Annotated in this window: 22 protein-coding genes; 11 read left to right on the forward strand and 11 right to left on the reverse strand. The window is 47.3% G+C overall.

Annotated elements, in window-relative coordinates; translation table 11 throughout:
* Positions 1 to 13 precede the first annotated feature (13 nt).
* Positions 14 to 406, reverse strand: coding sequence for a curli production assembly/transport protein CsgE (csgE, locus tag OGV89_RS20535; RefSeq protein ID WP_003036087.1), 393 nt, complete (start codon positions 404 to 406; stop codon positions 14 to 16).
* 4 nt (positions 407 to 410) lie between these two features.
* Positions 411 to 1,061, reverse strand: coding sequence for a biofilm master transcriptional regulator CsgD (gene csgD / locus OGV89_RS20540; RefSeq protein ID WP_003036091.1), 651 nt, complete (start codon positions 1,059 to 1,061; stop codon positions 411 to 413).
* 761 nt (positions 1,062 to 1,822) lie between these two features.
* Here csgD and csgB point away from each other — a divergent pair.
* From csgB to OGV89_RS20570, 6 genes are all read left to right on the forward strand, one after another.
* Positions 1,823 to 2,281: a curli minor subunit CsgB gene (gene csgB, locus OGV89_RS20545; RefSeq protein ID WP_003036094.1), complete on the forward strand. Its 459-nt coding sequence runs from the start codon at positions 1,823 to 1,825 to the stop codon at positions 2,279 to 2,281.
* Positions 2,282 to 2,321: 40 nt separating this feature from the next.
* On the forward strand, positions 2,322 to 2,771 hold the full coding sequence (csgA, locus tag OGV89_RS20550) for a curli major subunit CsgA (RefSeq protein WP_003846828.1): 450 nt from the start codon (positions 2,322 to 2,324) through the stop codon (positions 2,769 to 2,771).
* A gap of 61 nt (positions 2,772 to 2,832) precedes the next feature.
* Positions 2,833 to 3,165, forward strand: coding sequence for a curli assembly chaperone CsgC (gene csgC / locus OGV89_RS20555; RefSeq protein WP_003036101.1), 333 nt, complete (start codon positions 2,833 to 2,835; stop codon positions 3,163 to 3,165).
* Positions 3,166 to 3,317: 152 nt separating this feature from the next.
* Positions 3,318 to 3,638 (forward strand): YmdA family protein, encoded by a 321-nt coding sequence (locus OGV89_RS20560; RefSeq protein ID WP_003836793.1) that lies wholly within the window; start codon positions 3,318 to 3,320, stop codon positions 3,636 to 3,638.
* Positions 3,639 to 3,738: 100 nt separating this feature from the next.
* Positions 3,739 to 4,281, forward strand: coding sequence for an O-acetyl-ADP-ribose deacetylase (gene ymdB / locus OGV89_RS20565; RefSeq protein ID WP_003036110.1), 543 nt, complete (start codon positions 3,739 to 3,741; stop codon positions 4,279 to 4,281).
* Complete coding sequence (locus OGV89_RS20570; RefSeq protein ID WP_088732299.1) at positions 4,217 to 5,704, forward strand: phospholipase D family protein; 1,488 nt, start codon at positions 4,217 to 4,219, stop codon at positions 5,702 to 5,704. Before ymdB ends, OGV89_RS20570 begins: the two co-directional genes overlap by 65 nt.
* A 19-nt stretch (positions 5,705 to 5,723) precedes the next feature.
* Here the strand turns inward: OGV89_RS20570 and mdoC are convergent, their stop codons facing one another.
* On the reverse strand, positions 5,724 to 6,884 hold the full coding sequence (mdoC, locus tag OGV89_RS20575; protein ID WP_213180853.1) for a glucans biosynthesis protein MdoC: 1,161 nt from the start codon (positions 6,882 to 6,884) through the stop codon (positions 5,724 to 5,726).
* 271 nt (positions 6,885 to 7,155) lie between these two features.
* Here mdoC and mdoG point away from each other — a divergent pair, with 271 nt between their 5' ends.
* From mdoG to OGV89_RS20590, 3 genes are all read left to right on the forward strand, one after another.
* On the forward strand, positions 7,156 to 8,691 hold the full coding sequence (mdoG, locus tag OGV89_RS20580) for a glucans biosynthesis protein MdoG (protein ID WP_003836790.1): 1,536 nt from the start codon (positions 7,156 to 7,158) through the stop codon (positions 8,689 to 8,691).
* Positions 8,684 to 11,212 carry a glucans biosynthesis glucosyltransferase MdoH gene (mdoH, locus tag OGV89_RS20585; RefSeq protein ID WP_046670457.1) on the forward strand — a complete coding sequence of 843 codons (2,529 nt, stop codon included), beginning with the start codon at positions 8,684 to 8,686 and terminating at the stop codon, positions 11,210 to 11,212. Before mdoG ends, mdoH begins: the two co-directional genes overlap by 8 nt.
* A gap of 76 nt (positions 11,213 to 11,288) precedes the next feature.
* Positions 11,289 to 11,516 carry a YceK/YidQ family lipoprotein gene (locus tag OGV89_RS20590; RefSeq protein WP_003832117.1) on the forward strand — a complete coding sequence of 76 codons (228 nt, stop codon included), beginning with the start codon at positions 11,289 to 11,291 and terminating at the stop codon, positions 11,514 to 11,516.
* On the opposite strand, the gene OGV89_RS20595 is transcribed toward OGV89_RS20590, so the two are convergent.
* Entirely contained in the window at positions 11,517 to 11,894 is a 378-nt protein-coding gene (locus OGV89_RS20595; protein WP_032936472.1) for a MysB family protein, read from the reverse strand.
* Between the two features lie 692 nt (positions 11,895 to 12,586).
* On the opposite strand from OGV89_RS20595, the gene OGV89_RS20600 reads away from it, so the two are divergent.
* Positions 12,587 to 13,918, forward strand: coding sequence for a sensor domain-containing diguanylate cyclase (locus OGV89_RS20600; protein WP_181825633.1), 1,332 nt, complete (start codon positions 12,587 to 12,589; stop codon positions 13,916 to 13,918).
* Positions 13,919 to 13,980: 62 nt separating this feature from the next.
* Here OGV89_RS20600 and mdtG read toward each other — a convergent pair whose 3' ends face one another.
* Both mdtG and OGV89_RS20610 read right to left on the reverse strand, forming a co-directional pair.
* Positions 13,981 to 15,201 (reverse strand): multidrug efflux MFS transporter MdtG, encoded by a 1,221-nt coding sequence (gene mdtG / locus OGV89_RS20605; RefSeq protein ID WP_003036133.1) that lies wholly within the window; start codon positions 15,199 to 15,201, stop codon positions 13,981 to 13,983.
* A 155-nt stretch (positions 15,202 to 15,356) separates the two neighbouring features.
* Complete coding sequence (locus OGV89_RS20610) at positions 15,357 to 16,277, reverse strand: Kdo(2)-lipid IV(A) acyltransferase (protein WP_003036136.1); 921 nt, start codon at positions 16,275 to 16,277, stop codon at positions 15,357 to 15,359.
* Positions 16,278 to 16,497: 220 nt separating this feature from the next.
* On the opposite strand from OGV89_RS20610, the gene trhO reads away from it, so the two are divergent.
* Complete coding sequence (gene trhO, locus OGV89_RS20615) at positions 16,498 to 17,550, forward strand: oxygen-dependent tRNA uridine(34) hydroxylase TrhO (RefSeq protein ID WP_003846819.1); 1,053 nt, start codon at positions 16,498 to 16,500, stop codon at positions 17,548 to 17,550.
* Positions 17,551 to 17,595: 45 nt separating this feature from the next.
* On the opposite strand, the gene OGV89_RS20620 is transcribed toward trhO, so the two are convergent.
* The 5 genes from OGV89_RS20620 to bssS form a co-directional block, all read right to left on the reverse strand.
* The gene (locus OGV89_RS20620; RefSeq protein ID WP_286559231.1) at positions 17,596 to 18,171 is read right to left on the reverse strand and encodes a YceI family protein; all 576 of its coding nucleotides are present in this window, start codon (positions 18,169 to 18,171) and stop codon (positions 17,596 to 17,598) included.
* A gap of 1 nt (position 18,172) precedes the next feature.
* Positions 18,173 to 18,739 (reverse strand): cytochrome b, encoded by a 567-nt coding sequence (locus OGV89_RS20625; RefSeq protein WP_200002943.1) that lies wholly within the window; start codon positions 18,737 to 18,739, stop codon positions 18,173 to 18,175.
* Positions 18,740 to 19,000: 261 nt separating this feature from the next.
* Positions 19,001 to 19,114 (reverse strand): YceO family protein, encoded by a 114-nt coding sequence (locus tag OGV89_RS20630; protein ID WP_003036148.1) that lies wholly within the window; start codon positions 19,112 to 19,114, stop codon positions 19,001 to 19,003.
* Positions 19,115 to 19,169: 55 nt separating this feature from the next.
* Positions 19,170 to 20,285: an N-methyl-L-tryptophan oxidase gene (gene solA, locus OGV89_RS20635; protein WP_003836779.1), complete on the reverse strand. Its 1,116-nt coding sequence runs from the start codon at positions 20,283 to 20,285 to the stop codon at positions 19,170 to 19,172.
* Positions 20,286 to 20,399: 114 nt separating this feature from the next.
* Positions 20,400 to 20,654, reverse strand: a complete 255-nt coding sequence (bssS, locus tag OGV89_RS20640; RefSeq protein WP_003036154.1) for a biofilm formation regulator BssS — start codon at positions 20,652 to 20,654, stop codon at positions 20,400 to 20,402.
* Positions 20,655 to 20,760 lie beyond the last annotated feature (106 nt).

Below are 20,760 nucleotides of genomic sequence, written 5' to 3' on the forward strand. Positions count from 1 at the left end.
ACAAAATCATGTTTTAGAATTCATCGCGCGCTAAATCGCTCGTACTTAATAGCGTTTGATCTATTTGCCGACGATTTAATGCTTCCTCAGTTTCTGCCAATGCGAAGACCACAATTTTGTCGAAGTCTCTTTTCGTCGGGAATAAAAAAGTCTGGAAGATAACGTCCTGATTGACAGTTATGGTGATCCAACTTCCCCAACGTGCACTGGGCCTTTCATTAATGGTTAAGTTTCCTGTGTACTTACTTTCCCACTTGTCACTAAAGGCACGATAAAAATCATGGCCAATAGAAGAGACAGTGTGGTCAGTCAACAGTCCGGGAACCTCCACCTCTACAGCAGCGTGTAGATTCCCGGCAGCAAGGAACAAATTTGCTGCCACAATCCAGGACAAATAGCTTTTCATGGCTTTATCGCCTGAGGTTATCATTGGCCCACGAGACCGCCTGCGTACGATTTTTGACAGCTATCTTTTTGAAAAGATTATAAAGATGTGTTTTAACCGTATTTTCACTAATAAATAGTGAACGCGCGATTTCAATATTTGAGGCGCCAATACGCAGTTTATTAAGGATCTCTTTTTCACGGTGCGTAAGTAATGCCGACTCCGTGCTGTTATAGCGGTAGTTCCCGGAATGCGTGATCAGGTAGCTGGCGAGCTTTTGTGAAAAGTAGCATTCGCCACGCAACACACCTTGCAATCCGCTGACGACACGCTGCTCATCTTCCGTTGCGTAGAATACGCCATTGATATGCGGCCAGTTTTCAATATCCCGATAAGGATAATCATCTGGGGTATTCAACAATAACGTCTTTATATTGTTGTTTTTTCTGCTCAAATTATCTTGCCAGTAATGGATCAGTTTTTTGTCTGCCTCCATCATGTCCAGTAGAACAATGCAGCTGGAGGAAATATCATCCAGAGAACGTTGAATATTATGTAGTTTTCCGGTTAACGCCAGCGATTGTTTTAAATGCTGTAATAACGCAGTTGCCTGCAGGGATGGTTTAGTGATCAACAATAATGTATGACCATGAATACTATGGACTTCATTAAACATGATGAAACTCCACTTTTTTAGTCGCACACCTGACAGCTGTCTCTACTAAAATAGAGGCACCAGAAGTACTGACAGATGTTGCACTGCTGTGTAGAAATAAAATATCGACCCAACGGGGTGAAAATATTAAAACAAATGGACTTCAACTGATTTCAATCTAGCTATTACAAATCTTAAAGCAAGTGTTAAACATGTTACAGAATGTAAATTTATATATTAAAATGTGATTTTTGGGTTTTTTAGAAGTTTAGATTTGATAGTAAAGTTGTACATTTTGGCGATACTGCATAGATTTAAAAAATCATACAAATTATAATATGGTATTGATTATTAAGAGTTAAATTTATGCTTAGATGGTTTTTGATTTCTAATGAATTCCGATCTTTTCGTCTTACTTTAAGTTGGACAATTTTAGATAGAAAAAAATGACGCTTGTCACGACTTGTACTGCTAACTATCGAAGTACCTCGCTACGAGGCCCAGAAAACGCGGAAAACGCGTTTTTTTTGTTACTGCATAGAAATTCATTCACCGGGTTAAAAAAGAAATGAAATCCAGAGCTGTAACGGTATTGTTCGCTGTTAATTAGTACTTTGGGGTGAATCTGAATATAAAAATACAACTGGCGGGTGAGTTATTTAAAATGTTTCCGCAGACATACTCTTCATCGTAACGTGGCGTTAACAAATGTAAGTCATGTTAACAACAATTTGAGTGGTAATTAATTTAACTTCATGTACGACCAGGTCCAGGGTGACAACATGAAAAACAAGTTGTTATTTATGATGTTTACAATGCTGGGTGTGCCTGGGATTGCAGCCGCGACTACAAGTTATGATTTAGCTAATTCAGAATATAACTTTGCGGTAAATGAATTAAGTAAGTCTTCATTTAATCAGGCAGCCATTATTGGTCAGGTTGGCACTGCGAACAGTGCAAATACCCGCCAGGGGGGCTCGAAGTTATTGTCAGTCATTTCGCAAGAAGGTTCTGGTAATCGAGCGAAAACAGACCAGACGGGATCATATAACTTTGCATATATTGATCAAACGGGTAGTTCCAATGATGCGAGTATTAAACAAGGTTCATACGGTAATACGGCGGTAATTATCCAGAAAGGCTCTGGTAATAAAGCCAATATTACCCAGTACGGTACACAAAAAACAGCAGTTGTGGTGCAGAGACAGTCGCAAATGGCAATTCGCGTGACTCAACGCTAATCCATTAACGACGTTTAAATCAATCCGATGGGGGTTTACCATGAAACTTTTAAAAGTGGCAGCATTCGCAGCAATCGTAGTTTCTGGCAGTGCTCTGGCTGGTGTTGTTCCGCAATGGGGCGGCAATCATCATGGTGGTGGCAGTAATTATGGCCCAGACTCTTCACTGAGTATCTACCAATATGGGTCAAACAACTCTGCAAGTGCTCTGCAAAGTGATGCGCGTAAATCAGATGTCACCATCACACAACACGGGCGTGGCAACGGAGCTGTTGTTGGTCAGGGTGCTGATGACAGTACCATTAGCCTGAAACAGACCGGCTTCCAGAACAGTGCCACTATCGATCAGTGGAATGCAAAAAATGCTGATATTAGCGTGACCCAGTTCGGTGGCCGTAACGGTGCGTTGGTTAATCAGACAGCCTCTGACTCCAATGTGCTGATTCAGCAGGTTGGCTTTGGTAACAACGCTACAGCTAACCAACACTAATTCAGTTTTCTGACTGATAATAAACAGGGCGTGAGCCCTGTTTTTTTTTCGGGAGAATATGATGCATACGCTATTACTCATTGCCGCGCTGGCAAATCAAATAACATTCAATACAACTCAGCAAGGTGATATGTACACCATTATTCCTCAGGTGACGTTAACTCAACCGTGCGTATGTGAGGTACAAGTCCTCGCCATACGTAAAGGGTCCGGGGGACAAAGCCAATCGCAGCAGAAAACAAGCCTTTCGGTCCCCGCTAATCGGCCGATTGAATTAACTAAACTGAGCTTTAATATTTCACCTGAGGATTCGGTCAAAATTATCGTTACCGTTTCGGATGGGCAGTCTCTGCATCTGTCTCAGCAATGGCCAGACTCAAACAGTCACCAATGATTTTTTTGCTGTATTTGCATTAAGGGTGTGGCTGGGAATGCACTGCTGTTCTATGAATATAGAGACGTTTGAACGTTTTAATTTGATCGTTAATCACAGCGGCGAAGGATCATTTCGATCCCTCAAGGATGGCTAATCATTGAGGAACCCTTATGTGTACATTATTAAAGCGTTTTTTAAGTATCAGCTTGTGCAGCATTTCTCTTTTTACCCTCCCCGCAATGGCGCAACAAATCTCAACCGGCGGGGTTATTCATTTTCGCGGTGCAATAGTTGAATCACCTTGCGATGTTAACGCTCGGCAGCAGCAAATTGAATTGTCATGTATGCGCGACGGCACCACCCGTAATAGTCTCTACAATCAGCAACAGGTCGCGACTGCCCCTCAAAATGTGCAGCAAATTGCCACAGTCAAAATGCACTATCTCAATGAACAGAAAAACATGGCAATTCTTAACATTGAATATAAATGAATCATTCCGGCGTACATATGCACACGTTTGGTTAAAAAGTGAGATTTCGGGGAAAACCCTGCTGTACACTTAACAAATAGTGTTTGGTCAGGGGGAACTTATGCAATCACGTGTTCATGTGTTACATGGCGATATTACGACGATCGCTGTTGATGTGATTGTCAATGCGGCGAATCCATCGCTATTGGGCGGAGGTGGCGTCGATGGAGCGATTCATCGCGCTGCAGGGCCTGCGTTGCTGGCGGCCTGCAAACAGGTTATCCAGCAACAGGGCGAATGCCCAACCGGTCATGCGGTTATCACCCTGGCGGGAAACTTGCCCGCCAGGGCGGTGATCCACACCGTGGGGCCCGTATGGCAGGGTGGCGATCATCATGAAGCTGAACGCCTCGAAGAGGCTTACTTTAATAGCTTGCAACTGGCCTTAGCCAATGGTTATCAATCCATTGCTTTTCCAGCAATAAGCACCGGTGCTTATGGTTACCCCCGCGCTGCAGCGGCAGAGATCGCGGTGAAAACGGTGTTGAAATTTATCACCCGACGTACGCTTCCCGATCAAATATACTTCGTGTGCTTTGATGAAGAAAACGCTCGGCTATACAAGAGATTACTTACCCAGCAAGGCGATGAACGCACGGACTGATATGACGCGACTTGAGCGTGCCATCACGCCACTTTGTGAAAACCACCCGGGAGAATGCGGCATTCTGACGTTGGATGACAGCCTGGATGCATTTGCTGCTCGCTATCGGTTGACGGAAATGGCGGAACGTACCCTGGATGTTCAGTATTACATCTGGGAAAGCGACATGTCCGGGCTATTGCTATTTTCCGTTTTGCTGGCCGCGGCGAAGCGGGGCGTCCGGGTGCGTTTGTTGCTGGATGATAACAACACGCCAGGTCTGGATGATACGCTGCGTTTGCTGGACAATCACCCTAATATAGAAATCCGTCTGTTTAATCCCTTTTCCTTTCGTATCCTGCGTGCACTAGGCTATTTAACCGATTTTGCCCGGTTGAATCGACGTATGCACAATAAAAGTTATACCGCTGACGGCGTCGTAACTCTCGTGGGCGGGCGAAATATCGGCGATGCCTATTTTGGTACAGGCGAACAACCGCTGTTTTCCGATCTGGATGTTATGGCTATCGGGCCGGTGGTCCAGGATGTTGCAGACGACTTTGAGCGTTACTGGCACTGCCGCTCGGTTTCAACATTGCAAAACGTACTTGAGGTGGCTGAGCCAGCTTCAACGCAAAAAATCGAACTTCCAGAATCCTGGTATAACGATGACATCACGCGTCGCTATCTACATAAGCTGGAAACCAGCCAGTTTATGACCCACCTCGATCAGAGGTCGCTACCGCTGATTTGGGCGAGAACGCGCTTGCTGAGTGATGATCCCGCAAAAGGAGAGGGGAAAGCGCCGCGCCACTCACTATTACCGCAGCGTTTGTTTGACGTGATGGGATCTCCCACCGAGCGTATTGATATTATTTCCGCCTACTTTGTACCAACTCGCGCCGGTGTGGCGCAGCTCCTGAGACTGGTGAGAAAAGGCGTTAAGATCGCGATTTTAACTAATTCTCTGGCGGCGAATGATGTCGCAGTCGTTCACGCAGGCTATGCACGCTGGCGAAAAAAGCTCTTGCGCTACGGTGTGGAGTTATACGAGCTCAAACCAACCCGCGATCGCGTTTCAGCAGTACATGACCGGGGATTAACCGGTAATTCAGGCTCCAGCCTGCATGCGAAAACCTTCAGTATTGACGGTCGTAAAGTGTTTATCGGCTCGCTTAATTTTGATCCCCGTTCAACGCTGCTCAATACGGAAATGGGGTTTGTGATTGAGAGTGAAGTACTGGCCGAGTTGATTCATAAACGTTTTATGCAAAGCCAGCGTGAAATGGCCTGGCAACTACGTCTTGATCGGTGGGGAAGAATCAATTGGGTCGACAGACATTCTGGTAGTGAACAGGTACTGAAAAAAGAACCCGCCACAGGATTCTGGAAGCGGGTGCTGGTAAAGTTGGCCTCCGTGTTGCCCATTGAATGGTTGCTCTGAACCATTCAATGCAAGAAAACTAACCGGCCACGGCCTTGTTTTTATCCTGCCTGACGGGTGGTTTACCCGAAAAGAGAAACTTCAGCACCGGGATCCGTAAATGGATTTCGTACAGTATTACTGCAATCCCGACCACAAACAGCAGACCGCAGAGAAAACCCAGCAGATTCGACTTGATATGCGGTGTGATGTAAGCGCCAAAAAACAGCGTTAACGGATGATGCACCAGATAGATAAACAGAGATGCGTTGACAAAATAGGTTACGCGGGCTGACTGAAAATTCAGCAAACGGTGACCAAGTGAAAAGACGACGTTCACCATCCACAGGCCCATGACCATGGTAATGACATATTCAGTTTCATACATCCAGGCATCGCCGTTGCCGTAACGTTGATTGAACAGGTATGCGACAAATGCGCATGCGGCGCCTAGTGTGCAGCCGCGTGATGGCGTGGTAAACAGCGCTTTCAGATTAGGATTGATAAACGCCAGCGCACCGAGCATAAAGAAAGGCACATAAAACAACGTTTGCATAACGATAAAATTAAACATGCCATCGCTGAGAATCGAAGGGTAGAGGATGAAAATCGTCCTTCTGACGGCGGCATAACCGAAACCCAGCACTGCAAAAATCAGCGTTAACTTCGTCATTGACACCGCAGGCGCGCTGCCGACGTCGCTTTGCGTCAATCTGTGTTTCATCTGGGTAAACACCCACATGCTCAGGGTTGTTAACACCACGAGAACCAGTAAAAACCACAGATGGGAAATCAGCTCCCAGGCCAGCGCGTTGTATTTATCGTAGCCGCTGAGGGTATGCCAGCTGTCTGCTTTGCCTTTCACGTATTGCAGCATGATAAATTGCGGCAGCGTAAGCAGTGGAATCGCGGTCAGCATAGGGATCCCCACGCGTTCTACACGCACTTTCCACCAGCGCTTTATCGGATAGCGTAGAAATAGCATGTAGGAAAAATAACCCGAAATGACAAAGAAGACTTGCATGCGAAAAGCATGGATAAAGTCATTGAACAAGGTCAACCACCACGATGGTTCTGCGCTGTTCACGTGCCATGTGTGGGTGGAGTAGATCAATGAAATATGAAACGGGATCCCTAACAACATTAGCCAGGCACGGATGGAGTCAAGAAAATATTCGCGTGGTGGTGATACAGAGCTCATAGACAGTTATGTATTCTCAGACTTTTCGTCTTATCCCTAAGACGAATAATGGTTACATTCGAGGGCAACCCTACACGAAGTCTAACAACCTGTCTCCAGGATAAGCACGCAAAGTGAAAACAGGCAGACGAACCTGCTTAAACCATGAGCCAGCGCGCGAACAATACAGGGATTCAGTTGTCGGAATACCCGATTATCCATTAAAATGGATCGGATCAATATAAGCACACAAAGGGGGAAGTGCTTACTAATTATGAAACATAAACTACAAATGATGAAAATGCGTTGGTTGGGTGCAGCAGTCATGTTAACGCTGTACACATCATCAAGCTGGGCATTCAGCATTGATGATGTTGCAAAACAAGCTCAATCCTTAGCCGATAAAGGCTATGAGGCGCCAAAAAGTAACTTGCCCTCCGTTTTCCGCGACATGAAATATGCGGATTATCAGCAGATCCAGTTTAATCGCGATAAAGCCTACTGGAGCAATCTCAAGACCCCATTTAAGCTCGAGTTCTACCACCAGGGTATGTACTTCGACACGCCGGTCAAAATCAACGAAGTGACCGCTACTGCGGTGAAAAGAATCAAATACAGCCCGGATTACTTTAATTTCGGCGATGTTCAGCATGATAAAGACACGGTAAAAGATCTCGGTTTCGCCGGGTTCAAAGTGCTGTATCCGATCAACAGCAAAGATAAAAACGACGAAATCGTCAGCATGCTCGGTGCCAGCTATTTCCGTGTTCTGGGTGCAGGCCAGGTCTACGGCCTTTCTGCGCGCGGTCTCGCGATTGATACCGCTCTGCCTTCTGGTGAAGAATTTCCCCGCTTTCGTGAGTTTTGGATCGAGCGTCCGAAACCAACTGATAAACGTTTAACCATTTATGCCTTACTGGATTCTCCGCGTGCAACCGGAGCGTATCGCTTTGTCATCATTCCTGGTCGTGACACGGTAGTCGATGTTCAGTCCAAAGTTTATCTGCGCGACAAAGTAGGCAAACTTGGCGTGGCACCGTTAACCAGTATGTTCCTGTATGGACCGAACCAGCCTTCTCCGACGACTAACTATCGTCCAGAACTGCATGACTCTAACGGTTTGTCCATCCACGCTGGCAACGGCGAATGGATTTGGCGTCCGCTGAATAACCCGAAACATCTCGCGGTGAGCAGCTTTGCTATGGAAAATCCGCAAGGTTTCGGTCTGTTGCAGCGTGGCCGTCAGTTCTCGCGTTTTGAAGACATCGACGATCGTTACGATCTGCGCCCGAGCGCCTGGATCACGCCAAAAGGCGATTGGGGCAAAGGTAAGATTGAGTTAGTTGAAATTCCAACTAACGATGAAACGAACGATAACATCGTTGCGTACTGGACCCCGGATCAGCTGCCTGAAGCCGGTAAAGAAATGAACTTTAAATATACCCTGACGTTCACGCGTGATGAAGACAAGCTTCATGCGCCTGATAACGCTTGGGTACAGCAGACACGTCGTTCTACCGGTGATGTTAAACAGTCCAATCTCATTCGTCAGCCTGACGGTACCATCGCGTTTGTGGTGGACTTTTCCGGCACCGATATGAAAAAGCTGCCGCAGGATACGCCGGTTACTGCACAAACCAGTATTGGTGACAACGGTGAAATCGTTGAAAACACCGTGCGCTACAACCCGGTCACTAAAGGTTGGCGTTTGGTATTGCGCGTGAAAGTGAAAGACGTGAAGAAAACCACTGAAATGCGTGCTGCCCTGGTCAATGCAGATCAGACGCTGAGTGAAACCTGGAGCTACCAGTTACCTGCCAATGAATAAGACAACTGAGTATATTGACGCAATGCCGCTTTCGGATATCGAAAAAGCGGCACTGCCGAAAACTGACATCCGCGCCGTTCATCAGGCGCTGGATGCTGAGCATCGTACGTACTCGCGCGAAGATGATTCACCGCAGGGTTCTGTAAAAGCTCGTCTTGAGCAAGCATGGCCGGATTCTCTGGCTAAAGAGCAGTTGGTTAAGGACGATGAGGAGCGCGATCAGTTACAGGCGATGCCAAAAGCAACACGTACCTCTATGTTCCCCGATCCCTGGCGTACCAACCCGGTTGGGCGTTTTTGGGATCGTCTGCGTGGGCGTGATGTGACACCGCGTTATCTTTCGCGTTTGACCAAAGAAGAACAAGAGAGCGAGCAAAAATGGCGTACCGTAGGCACCATCCGCCGCTATACGCTGTTGATCTTAACGCTGGCGCAAACGGTCGTTGCAACCTGGTATATGAAGACGATCCTTCCTTATCAGGGGTGGGCATTCATTAATCCTGCAGACATGATGGGGCAGGATTTGTGGGTCTCCTTTATGCAACTGCTGCCCTACATGCTCCAGACCGGCATTCTTATTTTGTTTGCCGTACTTTTCTGTTGGGTATCAGCGGGGTTCTGGACCGCGCTGATGGGCTTCCTGCAATTGCTGATTGGACGGGATAAGTACAGTATCTCGGCCTCAACGGTCGGGGATGAACCGTTGAATCCTGAACACCGTACGGCGTTGATTATGCCTATCTGTAACGAGGACGTTGATCGCGTATTCGCGGGACTTCGCGCCACGTGGGAGTCGGTCAAAGCAACGGGCAACGCTGAGCATTTCGATGTTTACATTCTGAGCGACAGCTACAATCCTGATATCTGCGTGGCAGAACAAAAAGCGTGGATGGAGCTGATTGCCGAAGTGCAGGGCGAAGGACAGATTTTCTACCGTCGTCGTCGTCGTCGCGTGAAGCGTAAAAGCGGCAACATTGATGACTTCTGCCGTCGCTGGGGAAATCAGTACAGCTACATGGTTGTGCTGGATGCGGATTCAGTGATGAGCGGTGACTGTCTGAGCGGCCTGGTGCGCCTGATGGAAGCGAATCCGAATGCCGGGATTATCCAGTCTTCGCCGAAGGCTTCCGGTATGGATACGCTGTATGCGCGCTGTCAACAGTTTGCGACCCGTGTTTATGGGCCGCTGTTTACTGCCGGGCTTCACTTCTGGCAGTTAGGCGAATCACACTACTGGGGCCACAACGCAATTATCCGCGTGAAGCCGTTTATCGAGCACTGTGCGCTCGCGCCGTTACCGGGCGAAGGTTCGTTTGCGGGATCGATTCTCTCCCATGACTTCGTGGAAGCGGCCTTGATGCGTCGCGCTGGCTGGGGCGTGTGGATTGCCTACGATCTGCCGGGCTCTTATGAAGAGCTACCGCCGAACCTGCTGGATGAACTCAAGCGTGACCGTCGCTGGTGCCACGGCAACCTGATGAACTTCCGTCTGTTCCTGGTTAAGGGGATGCACCCGGTTCACCGTGCGGTGTTCCTGACTGGTGTGATGTCCTATCTGTCCGCGCCGCTGTGGTTTATGTTCCTCGCGCTCTCTACCGCATTGCAGGTGGTGCATGCGTTGACGGAACCGCAGTACTTCCTGCAACCGCGTCAGCTATTCCCGGTATGGCCGCAATGGCGACCTGAACTGGCGATCGCGCTGTTTGCTTCAACGATGGTGCTGTTGTTCCTGCCGAAGTTGCTGAGTATTTTGCTCATCTGGTGTAAAGGGACGAAAGAGTACGGCGGGTTTATCCGCGTTACGCTATCGCTGCTGCTGGAGGTTCTGTTCTCCGTGCTGCTGGCACCGGTGCGTATGCTGTTCCATACCGTCTTCGTCGTGAGCGCTTTCCTCGGTTGGGAAGTGGTGTGGAATTCGCCGCAGCGCGATGACGATTCCACCCCGTGGGGTGAAGCATTTATGCGTCACGGTTCTCAGTTACTGTTGGGGCTGGTGTGGGCTGTGGGTATGGCCTGGCTGGATCTGCGTTTCCTGTTCTGGCTGGCACCGATTGTCTTCTCGCTGATCCTGTCGCCGTTTGTTTCAGTGATTTCCAGCCGTTCCACGGTGGGGTTACGTACCAAGCGCTGGAAGCTGTTCCTGATCCCGGAAGAGTATTCCCCGCCGCAGGTGCTGGTGGATACCGATACTTATCTGGTGATGAACCGTAAACGTACGCTGGACGATGGCTTTATGCATGCGGTGTTTAACCCGTCGTTTAACGCACTGGCCACGGCCATGGCGACTGCACGCCACCGCGCCAGCAACGTGCTGGAGATTGCACGCGATCGTCATGTGGAACAGGCGCTGAACGAAACGCCGGAGAAACTGAATCGCGATCGCCGCCTTGTATTGTTGAGCGATCCGGTGACCATGGCACGTTTACATTATCGCGTCTGGAATTCACCTGATAAGTATTCTTCGTGGGTGAACTACTATCAGGGATTGACTCTGAACCCGTTGGCGCTCAGGAAAAAATAAGCGTTCTGTAACGTGAAAATACCGGCCTGGTGCCGGTATTTTTTTATATTGAATAGAATGGGTCGTGAGGTAGTAGGTGCGAATATTGGCTGTAGGAATAATGATCTTCTTCCTGAGCGGATGCGGCAGCATTATTAGTCGTACCATCCCAGGGCAAGGACACGGAAATCAATACTATCCTGGCGTGCAATGGGATGTTCGGGACTCGGCATGGCGCTACGTCACGATCCTCGATCTGCCATTTTCGCTGGTGTTTGATACGTTGCTGCTGCCGCTCGACATACATCATGGACCTTACGAGTAATTATCGCTCATCCCATTCATCGGCTGCGGTCTGCCCCTCTTCGGTATCAAGGGGAGGTTCCAGCTGGAATTCACCTTCATCCCATTCGTGAAGCGTATTTTCTTCCTGCCACTCCTGGCGAATTTCAATTTCATCATAGTCGCCATCAAAAACGCTCTGAGCCGCTTCTCCGCTCAGCATTGGTAGACATTCACCATCTACATCATCCTCGTCAGCAAAGAATTCCGCCTGCCACATAATGTCGCCATCCTGTAGCACGTATTTTTGGATGCTTAGCTGTTGAACGCTGGCATCGTCTGACTCAAGGTCAGGGTTATCAGCCAGAAACACTTCACGAGCCGCATCAATAGCCTCTTCCAACGTGGCATAAAAATTCATGTCATTCTTTGCCATATTTCTTCTCCTAAGGCGAACAATAAAGGGGGATGATTCAATCTATAGACGGCGATCCGCACAGCGTCAAACCCGTTAGCTGCGTGGCTAACTCAATCAGATGATTACTGCCTGCAATGCCAACGAGAGCAGGTGAAAGTAACCTCGGTAGTTTATGAAAAAATTTACATTGGCAGATACTGAAGCCTACGTAATATCAGGACAAAAATTCAAGAAAAAAGAGTAATGTATGTGGTTTGCAATGCAGTAATGAAAATCAAATAAATAAAAGTTGGCGTTATATTAGAAAATCTTCAGTTTTAAACACCAATTTTTATGTGTTTTAGAGGGGGAATGCGAACGTTTATGAATTAATATTGCATAACTCAATCAAAATAAAGGAGAAAATTAATGCCCAATACGGAAGTGTTGCAGAGGTAATCAATGAAAGTGGCTAAACTTAGTGGTGTCTCTGGAAGTGACAAAGTGTCTTTTGCGTATAGGGGTTGTGAATGGTGCGAGTGATACTGGAATAGTATACATAATAAAAGATTATTAATGACAAAGGTTATAAATCTATAAGAAACCATTAAATAAGAAATGAATTAATGTTATTGAAATTGTGCGGGTATAATAGTTTGCAAAATCTTATGCTTTATTATATAAAATGCAAAATTAAGAATTACCTTAAGGTTGTTATGGATAACTATAATTCAAATAATGGAAGGTTAATGGCTTTCTATATAATCTGTTTGGCTAGCTATGTTCTTGGTGGTTTGTGTCTTACACAATTTAAATTAACGATGCAAAGTGTCCCACAAACTGTATATCTGATTATAATTGTAGGGTTGTTCTTTTTATATGGAATAATTTTCCTGTTTATGTTATTTCAGTATCTTTGTAGAAAAGATCTCACCTGCCTCATGATATTAGGCATGGCGTTTCTTGGCAATAACATATTTTTCGTCGAGACTATCTACATCGTTCAGGACTTGATTAATGATCATGCATCAATCGAAAAAAGAACTAACGATATAGCTATATTCTATTACTTTCGGCAGATTAGTTTCATCGCTCTGCTATTTGTTTCATTGAAATCTTATAAAATATCATCGACAGTTATTGAAACCAAAGAAAGAGAACCTTGCTATATCGTTCTGTCATTTTTAATTATGCTAGTGATCGCGGTGATGGCGCACACTCTGGCCAGTTACAACCCTAATTTTACACTCGAGATAACAAGCCTGAAGCCTGATAATGTCACGGTGCACTGGCATATTGGGTACATTTATTCGCTTATTGTATCCTGGGGACTGGTCCTGTTGTATTTAATCATTAAAACCAAAACGCACAACATCTTGTGGAAAAGTATAGGGCTACTGTGTTGCTCAGCAATATTGACCAATGTACTACTTCTGAGCCTGGATGAATATAGCATGTATATTTGGTATGTTAGCCGGGGGATTGAGGTGATAAGTGCCCTGTGTATAATCTCAATACTGATGTACAACACCTTCATCATCTTAAAAAAAGAAAGGGACTCAGCTATTAAAGACGCAATGACTAAAATATATAATCGTAAATTATTCTATAAGTCATTAAAATCATCCTTAGCAAAAGGTGCAGTGTGTGTAATGGTTCTGGATATTGATAAATTCAAACGGATTAACGATACCTACGGTCATCAGGAAGGTGACAGAGTAATAATCAGCATTGTCGATATTATCAATAAATCAATCAGAGATACGGATATTTTTGCCAGAGTAGGTGGCGAAGAATTTGCGATCCTTCTTAAGTGTAACGATAAAGATGAGGCAATTGTTGTTGCAGAACGAATTAGGCGAAATGTCGAGAATGGTACGACAATACCAAATTCATATGATTTAAAAGAAAAAATGACGATAAGTATCGGTGTATATTGCAGTAAAATTGATGATGAATCAGCGGATAAAGTTGTTTCATATGCTGATGCCGCTTTGTATGAAGCCAAAAATTCTGGCAGAAATAAGGTGTGTTACTATTATCATTAAGACTGAAATATATGTCATGTGAGATAATTTTTATTCTGAACCTAAGAATATAAATATATAAATCATCCCACGACCTCTGTACTCCGACGACGGCGCAGGCTATTCCACGAGTACAGGGCGTTGAACAGTACGACTCCTGCGGTCACACAGAATACAGCACGAAAACCGTAGTTGGCGGATATCGCTGCCCCCATTAGAGGCCCTGTTACGTTACCAATGTCGCGAAATGACTGGTTATAACTGAAAATACGTCCAGCTATTTGATTAGTCGAGTTATAGACCAGCAGCGTTTGTACCGCCGGGAGCAGAGCGCCGTCGGCCGCCCCCAATAAAAAGCGCAGAATACCAAGCTGCCAGGGCGTCTGGACAAATGACATTGGAATTAGCAGTAACACGGAAACGATCAGCGCGACGATCAGGATCTTCTCCGGGCCAATCCTATCGCCTAATTTGCCAAGTTTAGGGGCACTGATTAATGCCGCAACGCCAGGGACAGAGGCTATCATCCCACTGATGAACGCAATATTGCTGACGTTGCCAGCCAACTCTCGAACGTACAGTGTCAGTATTGGCGCGATAGAACCGGTGGCTACCTGAATGATCAAAGTGGTGACAAACAGGCTCAGCACCAGTTTGGGGTTCTTTAAAGAGGCCACGACTTCACGAATGTGCAGCATTTCCTTCTTGCTCACCGGCTGGAAACGCTCGCGGATAAAAAATAGCGTCAGGATGAAGCAGACCAACAGCACGCTGGCGGTGATGAAAAATACGGGACGCAGTCCGTACTGATCCGCGAGGAGGCCGCCCGCTAGCGGCCCGAGCAGTGCGCCACTAACGCCACCGGTGGAAAGCGTTCCCAGTGCCCAGCCGCTTTTATTGCGTGGAACCTGGGTGGCGATCAGTGCATTCGCATTGGGGATGAATCCACCAAGCAGCCCCAACAAGGCGCGCAGGATCAAGAACTGCCAGATATTTTGCGCCAGTCCCATCAGCAGCATCACAACAGCCATACCCAACGCAGAGCGTAGCAGCATGATTTTTCGCCCCTTGCGATCGGCAAGGCCACCCCAGAAAGGAGAGGCGATGGCGGAAAAAAGAAAGGTGATGCTGAAGACCAGGCCTGACCACATATTCAGTGCGCTATGTCCCGTGACGCCGAGACTCTCGACGTAAAGTGGCAAAAAGGGCATGACCAGGCTAAATGCTGCGCCGGTTAAAAAACAACCTAACCAGGCAACAGTGAGGTTGCGTTTCCAGTTTATGGGAGCATCTGAGGGTGACATAGCGTTCCGCAGTGTGGCGCGCTGTTTGCGCTATCGATTGAATATAAGTAAGCAGGCTAATTATGCGCCTGGTTGATAGTTGCTGCAATGCGGATAGCAGTTAAACCTAAAGCAGGCAGGGAAGGTGTTGCAGCCCACAGGGCTGCAACAGTGTTTTAGTACAGGGAAGGAGAACCTTCAGGGCGCGTCTTGAAGCGACGATGCAGCCACATATACTGCTCTGGCGCCATCATGATGCATTGCTCAACAATTTTGTTCATCCACGCGGCAGTGGTCTCTGCGTCATCCAAAGGCGGTGAACACTCCGGAGGCAGCATAATCAATTGATACCCTTTACCGTCAGGTTTGCGGCGAGGAACAAACGGTACCAGGCAGGCATTGGACATGCGCGAAAGCATCCAGGTCCCAGAGGTTGTTGCGGCTTGTTCAACGGCAAAAAGTGGTACAAACACACTGGCACGAGGGCCGTAATCGTGATCCGGCGCGTACCAGACCACTTCGCCCTTTTTCAACGCTTTAATCATCCCTTTCAGGTCTTTACGATCGAGCATTGATTTATTCGAGCGCATACGGCCCCAGGTTTGTAGCCAGTCGAGAAGCGGGTTGTCGTTAGGGCGATACACACCAATACCCGGCTCCTGCAAACCAAACTGACGCGCACCCAGTTCCAGAGTCAGAAAGTGCAGACCCACTAACAGGATCCCGCGTTTTTGCGCCTGAACGTCACGGATATGTTCCATCCCGATCACTTCAGTCCAGCGTGAAATACGCTTATCGGACCAAAACCAGGCCATCCCGGTTTCCATTACGCCCATGCCCACGGATTCGAAGTTCTTGACGACCATCTGCTGGCGTTCCTGCTCACTCATCTGCGGGAAGCACAGTTCCAGATTTCGGGAAACAATTTTTGCCCGACGTTTCATCAAACGTAGCGCCAGTCGACCTAATGCACAGCCCAACTTAAAGAGGATGGGGTAGGGTAACTGCACGATTAACCAAAGGATGCCAATACCCAGCCAGGTTAACCAATAACGTGGATGCAGTAACGCAGCCGAAAACTTGGGTAAATTCGTCATGTCTATCCTGTCTTCAAACGACCAATTCCCTGTATTGTCGCATTTTTTCGCGCGTATCAAAAATTTGTGACGGGAGAACGGTGATTAATTCCGCAATTGTTGTTGCAACTTTATAGTGAAGTATGAAATGTAGCGTAAAATGTGTGGATGTAAATTGGCGATGTTTGCTTTATTATGCCGCCGATTTTCATTTATTCCCTATTTGCAGGATACGTACACCATGCCAGTGTTACACAACCGCATTTCGAACGACGCCCTCAAAGCCAAAATGCTGGCCGAGACCGAGCCGCGTACGACGATCTCATTCTATAAATATTTCACCATTGCCAATCCTCAGCACACGCGTGATGCACTGTACCAGATGTTCACCGCATTGAACGTCTTCGGGCGAGTATATCTTGCCCATGAAGGAATTAACGCGCAAATCAGCGTACCGCAAAGCAACGTCGAGGCATTTCGCCAGCAACTCTATGCGTTTGATCCTGCATTGAACGATTTACGTCTGAATATTGCGCTGGATGATGACGGTAAATCGTTCTGGGTACTGCGTATGAAAGTCCGTGAACGTATCGTGGCGGATGGTATTGACGATCCAGACTTTGACGCCAGCAACGTGGGGGATTATCTCAAGGCAGCAGAGGTGAATGCCATGCTTGACGATCCTGAAGCGGTATTCATTGATATGCGCAACCATTATGAATATGAGGTGGGTCACTTCGAGAATGCGCTGGAGATCCCGGCAGACACATTCCGCGATCAGTTACCGAAAGCGGTTGAAATGATGCAGGCGCATAAAGATAAAAAAATCGTGATGTACTGCACGGGTGGGATCCGCTGTGAGAAAGCTAGCGCCTGGATGAAACACAATGGATTTAGCAAAGTCTGGCACATTGAGGGCGGTATTATTGAGTATGCCCGCAAGGCGCGTGAGCAGGGACTTCCGGTGCGTTTTATCGGTAAAAACTTTGTCTTTGATGAGCGCATGGGCGAAAGGATCTCTGAAGATGTTATCGCACATTGCCATCAGTGCGGCACGGCGTGCGACAGCCATACTAATTGCAAAAATGATGGCTGCCATCTGTTGTTTATTCAGTGCCCGGCTTGTGCGCAGAAATATAAAGGCTGCTGTAGCGAGCTGTGTAGCGAAGAGAGTGAGTTGCCGGAAGAGGAACAACGGCGTCGTCGCGCGGGGCGTGAAAATGGCAATAAAATCTTTAATAAATCACGTGGTCACCTGAATACCAAACTGGGTATTCCAGACCCTGCGCAATAACATGATTCCGGATGAGGGGCAGAACCTCATCCGGCAATTCATGCGTTACTTCTGTTGAACACCTTCCACTGAGATGATCAAATCGACTTCCTGCGACGCCGGACCGAGATCGGTGGTAATGTTGAAATCCTTCAGCTTAATCTTACCTTGCGCTTCAAAACCAGCGCGCGTACCGCCCCAAGGATCGCCGCCCTGACCGATGAGCTTCGCGTCCAGCGTAACCGGTTTGGTAACGCCGTTCAGGGTTAAATTACCGGTGATATCCAGGTCATTACCTTCTTTCTTCACGCTGGTGGAGCTGAAGGTCGCCTGCGTGAATTTTGCTACGTTAAGGAAATCTGCGCTGCGCAGATGCTTGTCACGTTCGGCGTGATTAGTGTCAACACTGTTGGTGTTGATGGTTACGTTAACCTTATCGGCTGCGGGATTTTTCTCATCAAAGGTAAACGTACCGTCGAAATCTTTAAATGTGCCGTACAGCCAGCTGTAACCCAGATGCTGAATACGGAAATTAACAAAGGCATGCTGTCCTTCCTTGTCAATTTTGTAATCTGCCGCCACGGCCGACCCGGTGGTGAATAACAGAGAGGCGAGTGTAAGTCCCAGCAGGTTTTTTTTCATTTTAAGCTCCATAGTCAGATGACGATTTTCCCAACATGCGATTGAGGGTATCGTCGTTATCGATAAAGTGATGTTTCAGGGCCATCAGTCCGTGCAGTAGGGATAAAATCACCACGGTCCACGCAAGCCACAGGTGCAAGCTACCGGCGAGGTCGGCCTGAGCACCTGCGTTGGCAACGGTGGCTGGAATGTCGAACCAACCAAAGACGCTTATCGCTTTGCCATCTGCGGTGGAAATTAGATATCCGCTGATGACAATTGAAAAGAGCAGCAAATAAAGAGCGAGGTGACCCATTGCCGCTGCGATGCGGGTTAAACGGGAGTAGCTTGCCAACGCAGCAGGTGGAGGAGAGAACAACCGCCAGACAACGCGGATAACCAGTCCCATCATGAGAAGGATGCCGATGCTTTTATGCAGTTCAGGGGCCTGGTGATACCAGCCGTCATAGTAACTAAGCGTGACCATCCATAAGCCCAACGCGAACATGCCATATACAGCAATCGCAACCAGCCAATGTAATGTGGCTGACACTATGCCATAGCGCTGTGAACTATTTTTGAATTGCATAAGCACACCGATTGATATTTCAGAAGTGAATGAAAATGGCGTGTAAAAGACATTAATGCAACTAATAAATAACAATGATGATGATATTTGTTTTTTGTTCAGTAAAGTTGACTGATTATTGAATTAATCATCAAGGGATTAGTGTGAGAATAGGTGGGAGTGCTTGGTTTATGGGTGGTTATGATTTTTATTATTATTCAGTTTATTGCAATGAAATTAAGCTAATTTAAATTTTTGTCAATTATTGTCAGCGCACAGGAATCAGAAAAACATAATATATATTACATCCATAATGGCCAGCAGCGACCATAAAATAATGTAGAGCATAAGATGCTCGCGAATATTATTAACCAGATAGTGAAAGATACGGCGCATTGACGTTATTCCTGTCATTAAAAATGGCCTCACCGTCGAAGCCATTCATTTATTATCACTTAAAACGGCTTAGCCTGAAGGGGGTCAGGTCAAAGTCAGACGGTTTGTCCTGAGCGAAGTTTGCCGCAATCTCTCCCAGAACAGAGGCAAACTTAAAGCCATGTCCGCTCAGCCCGGTAATGATTAGCGTGTTGTCGTGCGCTGGCAGAGTATCGATAATAAAGTCTTCATCCGGTGAATTATCGTAAGTGCAGGACGCGCCATGCAGGCAGCAGCCAACGCCCGGCAGGATTGTGCGCAGGAATGGGAAGGCTTCAGAACCGTCGCTGGCTACAGCGGCAAATGGCTTACGCTCATCAGCAGAGTGAATGACTTGTCCGCCGTTGTGCTTACCAATTTTCAGCTCGTCGTTTTCTGCCGGGAAACCGTAGTATTGATCGCCATTTGGCAGCTCGCCGGTGAAGGCTGGGAAGTTATTCTTAACGCTGTAGCGCCCATCGGCCTGATACCAGGCGAACACTTTGCGCACCGGTTGTATCGGTAGTTCAGGGACTAAAGCCTGCACCCAGGTGCCGGCGCTGATCACTGCTTTTTTCGCGTGGTAGTCACCGTCAGCCGTTTCTACCGTGATGCCATCATCACCGTGATGAATTGCGCTGACCGGGCATTTAAACAGTTGCGCACAGCCTGCTTCTTCCGCCAGACGGATCCAGGTTTTAATTGCTAACTCACTGCGTAAAAAACCGGACTCCGCTTCAAACAGACCGATATAGTTGTCAGGTACACGAATCTCCGGCCAGCGCGCCATGATGGCTGCCGCATCCAGTTGTTCAACGTTGAGTTGCCACTGTTTGGCGCTTTGCGCTGCAGTCGCTAAGAAGGTGGACTCTGCCGGACCGAGGTTGATAACACCGGAGCGAACAAAAATCGGTTCTTCATTATGGGTGGACAGTTCATCCCACAATGTTTGCGCACGTAGTACCAGCGGAACGTATTTTTCACCTTCGCCATAAGCATGACGAATTAATCGAGTGTCGCCGTGGTGGCTGCCCTGCTGATGAGGAGGCATATGTGCATCGATCATCAGAACCTTCAGACCGGCACGAGTGGCATAGTATCCAGCTGCGGCGCCTACTGAACCGCTGCCAATAATGATTAAGTCGTATTTCATCCGCTTCTCTCTGCAATCGCGATAGTAGCAGGTTAAATAACTGACCCGGAATATTCAACCTGGAAATAAGAAAGGCACCGTTAAGGTGCCTTTTGATGGCTGGATGTATCAGGTTTAATGTCGCTGATACTCATTTACCTGGTAATCGCCAGATTCAATTTTGGCGATTCCTGCTTCTAATATCGAAATAAATTGCCTGGCAACATCAGTGGTTAACCAGAGCGTTTGACCAACTTCAGTCCCATCCGGGTCAGGGCGATTCGGGGTCTGGTAGTGCAAACGCAGCATCAGCGCATCGTAGCTATCAACAGTGCTGATGTCCCACCCTACAAGCGGATGAGTCTGAATGACTTCATTATTCTTTTCCATCATGCCCCCTAATTCGTGTTACTAGACAACGGTTTTCGAGGTTCAATGCGTTTTTTTCTGAAGCAACTTCAGTATATCAATAAATAAGGGTATTCATTGAAAATTT

Origin of the sequence: Citrobacter sp. Cf125 (assembly GCF_030333935.1) — a bacterium.
GTDB lineage: Bacteria > Pseudomonadota > Gammaproteobacteria > Enterobacterales > Enterobacteriaceae > Citrobacter > Citrobacter freundii.

Bases quoted from the DNA above. Each gene is read 5' to 3' on its own strand.
- OGV89_RS20630 (WP_003036148.1), bottom strand. From the start codon at position 19,114: ATGCGCCGTATCTTTCACTATCTGGTTAATAATATTCGCGAGCATCTT.
- OGV89_RS20610 (WP_003036136.1), bottom strand. From the start codon at position 16,277: ATGACGAATTTACCCAAGTTTTCGGCTGCGTTACTGCATCCACGTTAT.
- OGV89_RS20625 (WP_200002943.1), bottom strand. From the start codon at position 18,739: ATGCAATTCAAAAATAGTTCACAGCGCTATGGCATAGTGTCAGCCACA.
- mdoG (WP_003836790.1), top strand. From the start codon at position 7,156: ATGATGAAAATGCGTTGGTTGGGTGCAGCAGTCATGTTAACGCTGTAC.
- OGV89_RS20600 (WP_181825633.1), top strand. From the start codon at position 12,587: ATGGATAACTATAATTCAAATAATGGAAGGTTAATGGCTTTCTATATA.
- mdtG (WP_003036133.1), bottom strand. From the start codon at position 15,201: ATGTCACCCTCAGATGCTCCCATAAACTGGAAACGCAACCTCACTGTT.
- csgC (WP_003036101.1), top strand. From the start codon at position 2,833: ATGCATACGCTATTACTCATTGCCGCGCTGGCAAATCAAATAACATTC.
- mdoH (WP_046670457.1), top strand. From the start codon at position 8,684: ATGAATAAGACAACTGAGTATATTGACGCAATGCCGCTTTCGGATATC.
- OGV89_RS20595 (WP_032936472.1), bottom strand. From the start codon at position 11,894: ATGAATTTTTATGCCACGTTGGAAGAGGCTATTGATGCGGCTCGTGAA.
- csgE (WP_003036087.1), bottom strand. From the start codon at position 406: ATGAAAAGCTATTTGTCCTGGATTGTGGCAGCAAATTTGTTCCTTGCT.
- mdoC (WP_213180853.1), bottom strand. From the start codon at position 6,884: ATGAGCTCTGTATCACCACCACGCGAATATTTTCTTGACTCCATCCGT.
- OGV89_RS20570 (WP_088732299.1), top strand. From the start codon at position 4,217: ATGAAGAAAACGCTCGGCTATACAAGAGATTACTTACCCAGCAAGGCG.
- trhO (WP_003846819.1), top strand. From the start codon at position 16,498: ATGCCAGTGTTACACAACCGCATTTCGAACGACGCCCTCAAAGCCAAA.
- csgA (WP_003846828.1), top strand. From the start codon at position 2,322: ATGAAACTTTTAAAAGTGGCAGCATTCGCAGCAATCGTAGTTTCTGGC.
- OGV89_RS20560 (WP_003836793.1), top strand. From the start codon at position 3,318: ATGTGTACATTATTAAAGCGTTTTTTAAGTATCAGCTTGTGCAGCATT.
- csgD (WP_003036091.1), bottom strand. From the start codon at position 1,061: ATGTTTAATGAAGTCCATAGTATTCATGGTCATACATTATTGTTGATC.
- OGV89_RS20620 (WP_286559231.1), bottom strand. From the start codon at position 18,171: ATGAAAAAAAACCTGCTGGGACTTACACTCGCCTCTCTGTTATTCACC.
- bssS (WP_003036154.1), bottom strand. From the start codon at position 20,654: ATGGAAAAGAATAATGAAGTCATTCAGACTCATCCGCTTGTAGGGTGG.
- csgB (WP_003036094.1), top strand. From the start codon at position 1,823: ATGAAAAACAAGTTGTTATTTATGATGTTTACAATGCTGGGTGTGCCT.
- solA (WP_003836779.1), bottom strand. From the start codon at position 20,285: ATGAAATACGACTTAATCATTATTGGCAGCGGTTCAGTAGGCGCCGCA.
- ymdB (WP_003036110.1), top strand. From the start codon at position 3,739: ATGCAATCACGTGTTCATGTGTTACATGGCGATATTACGACGATCGCT.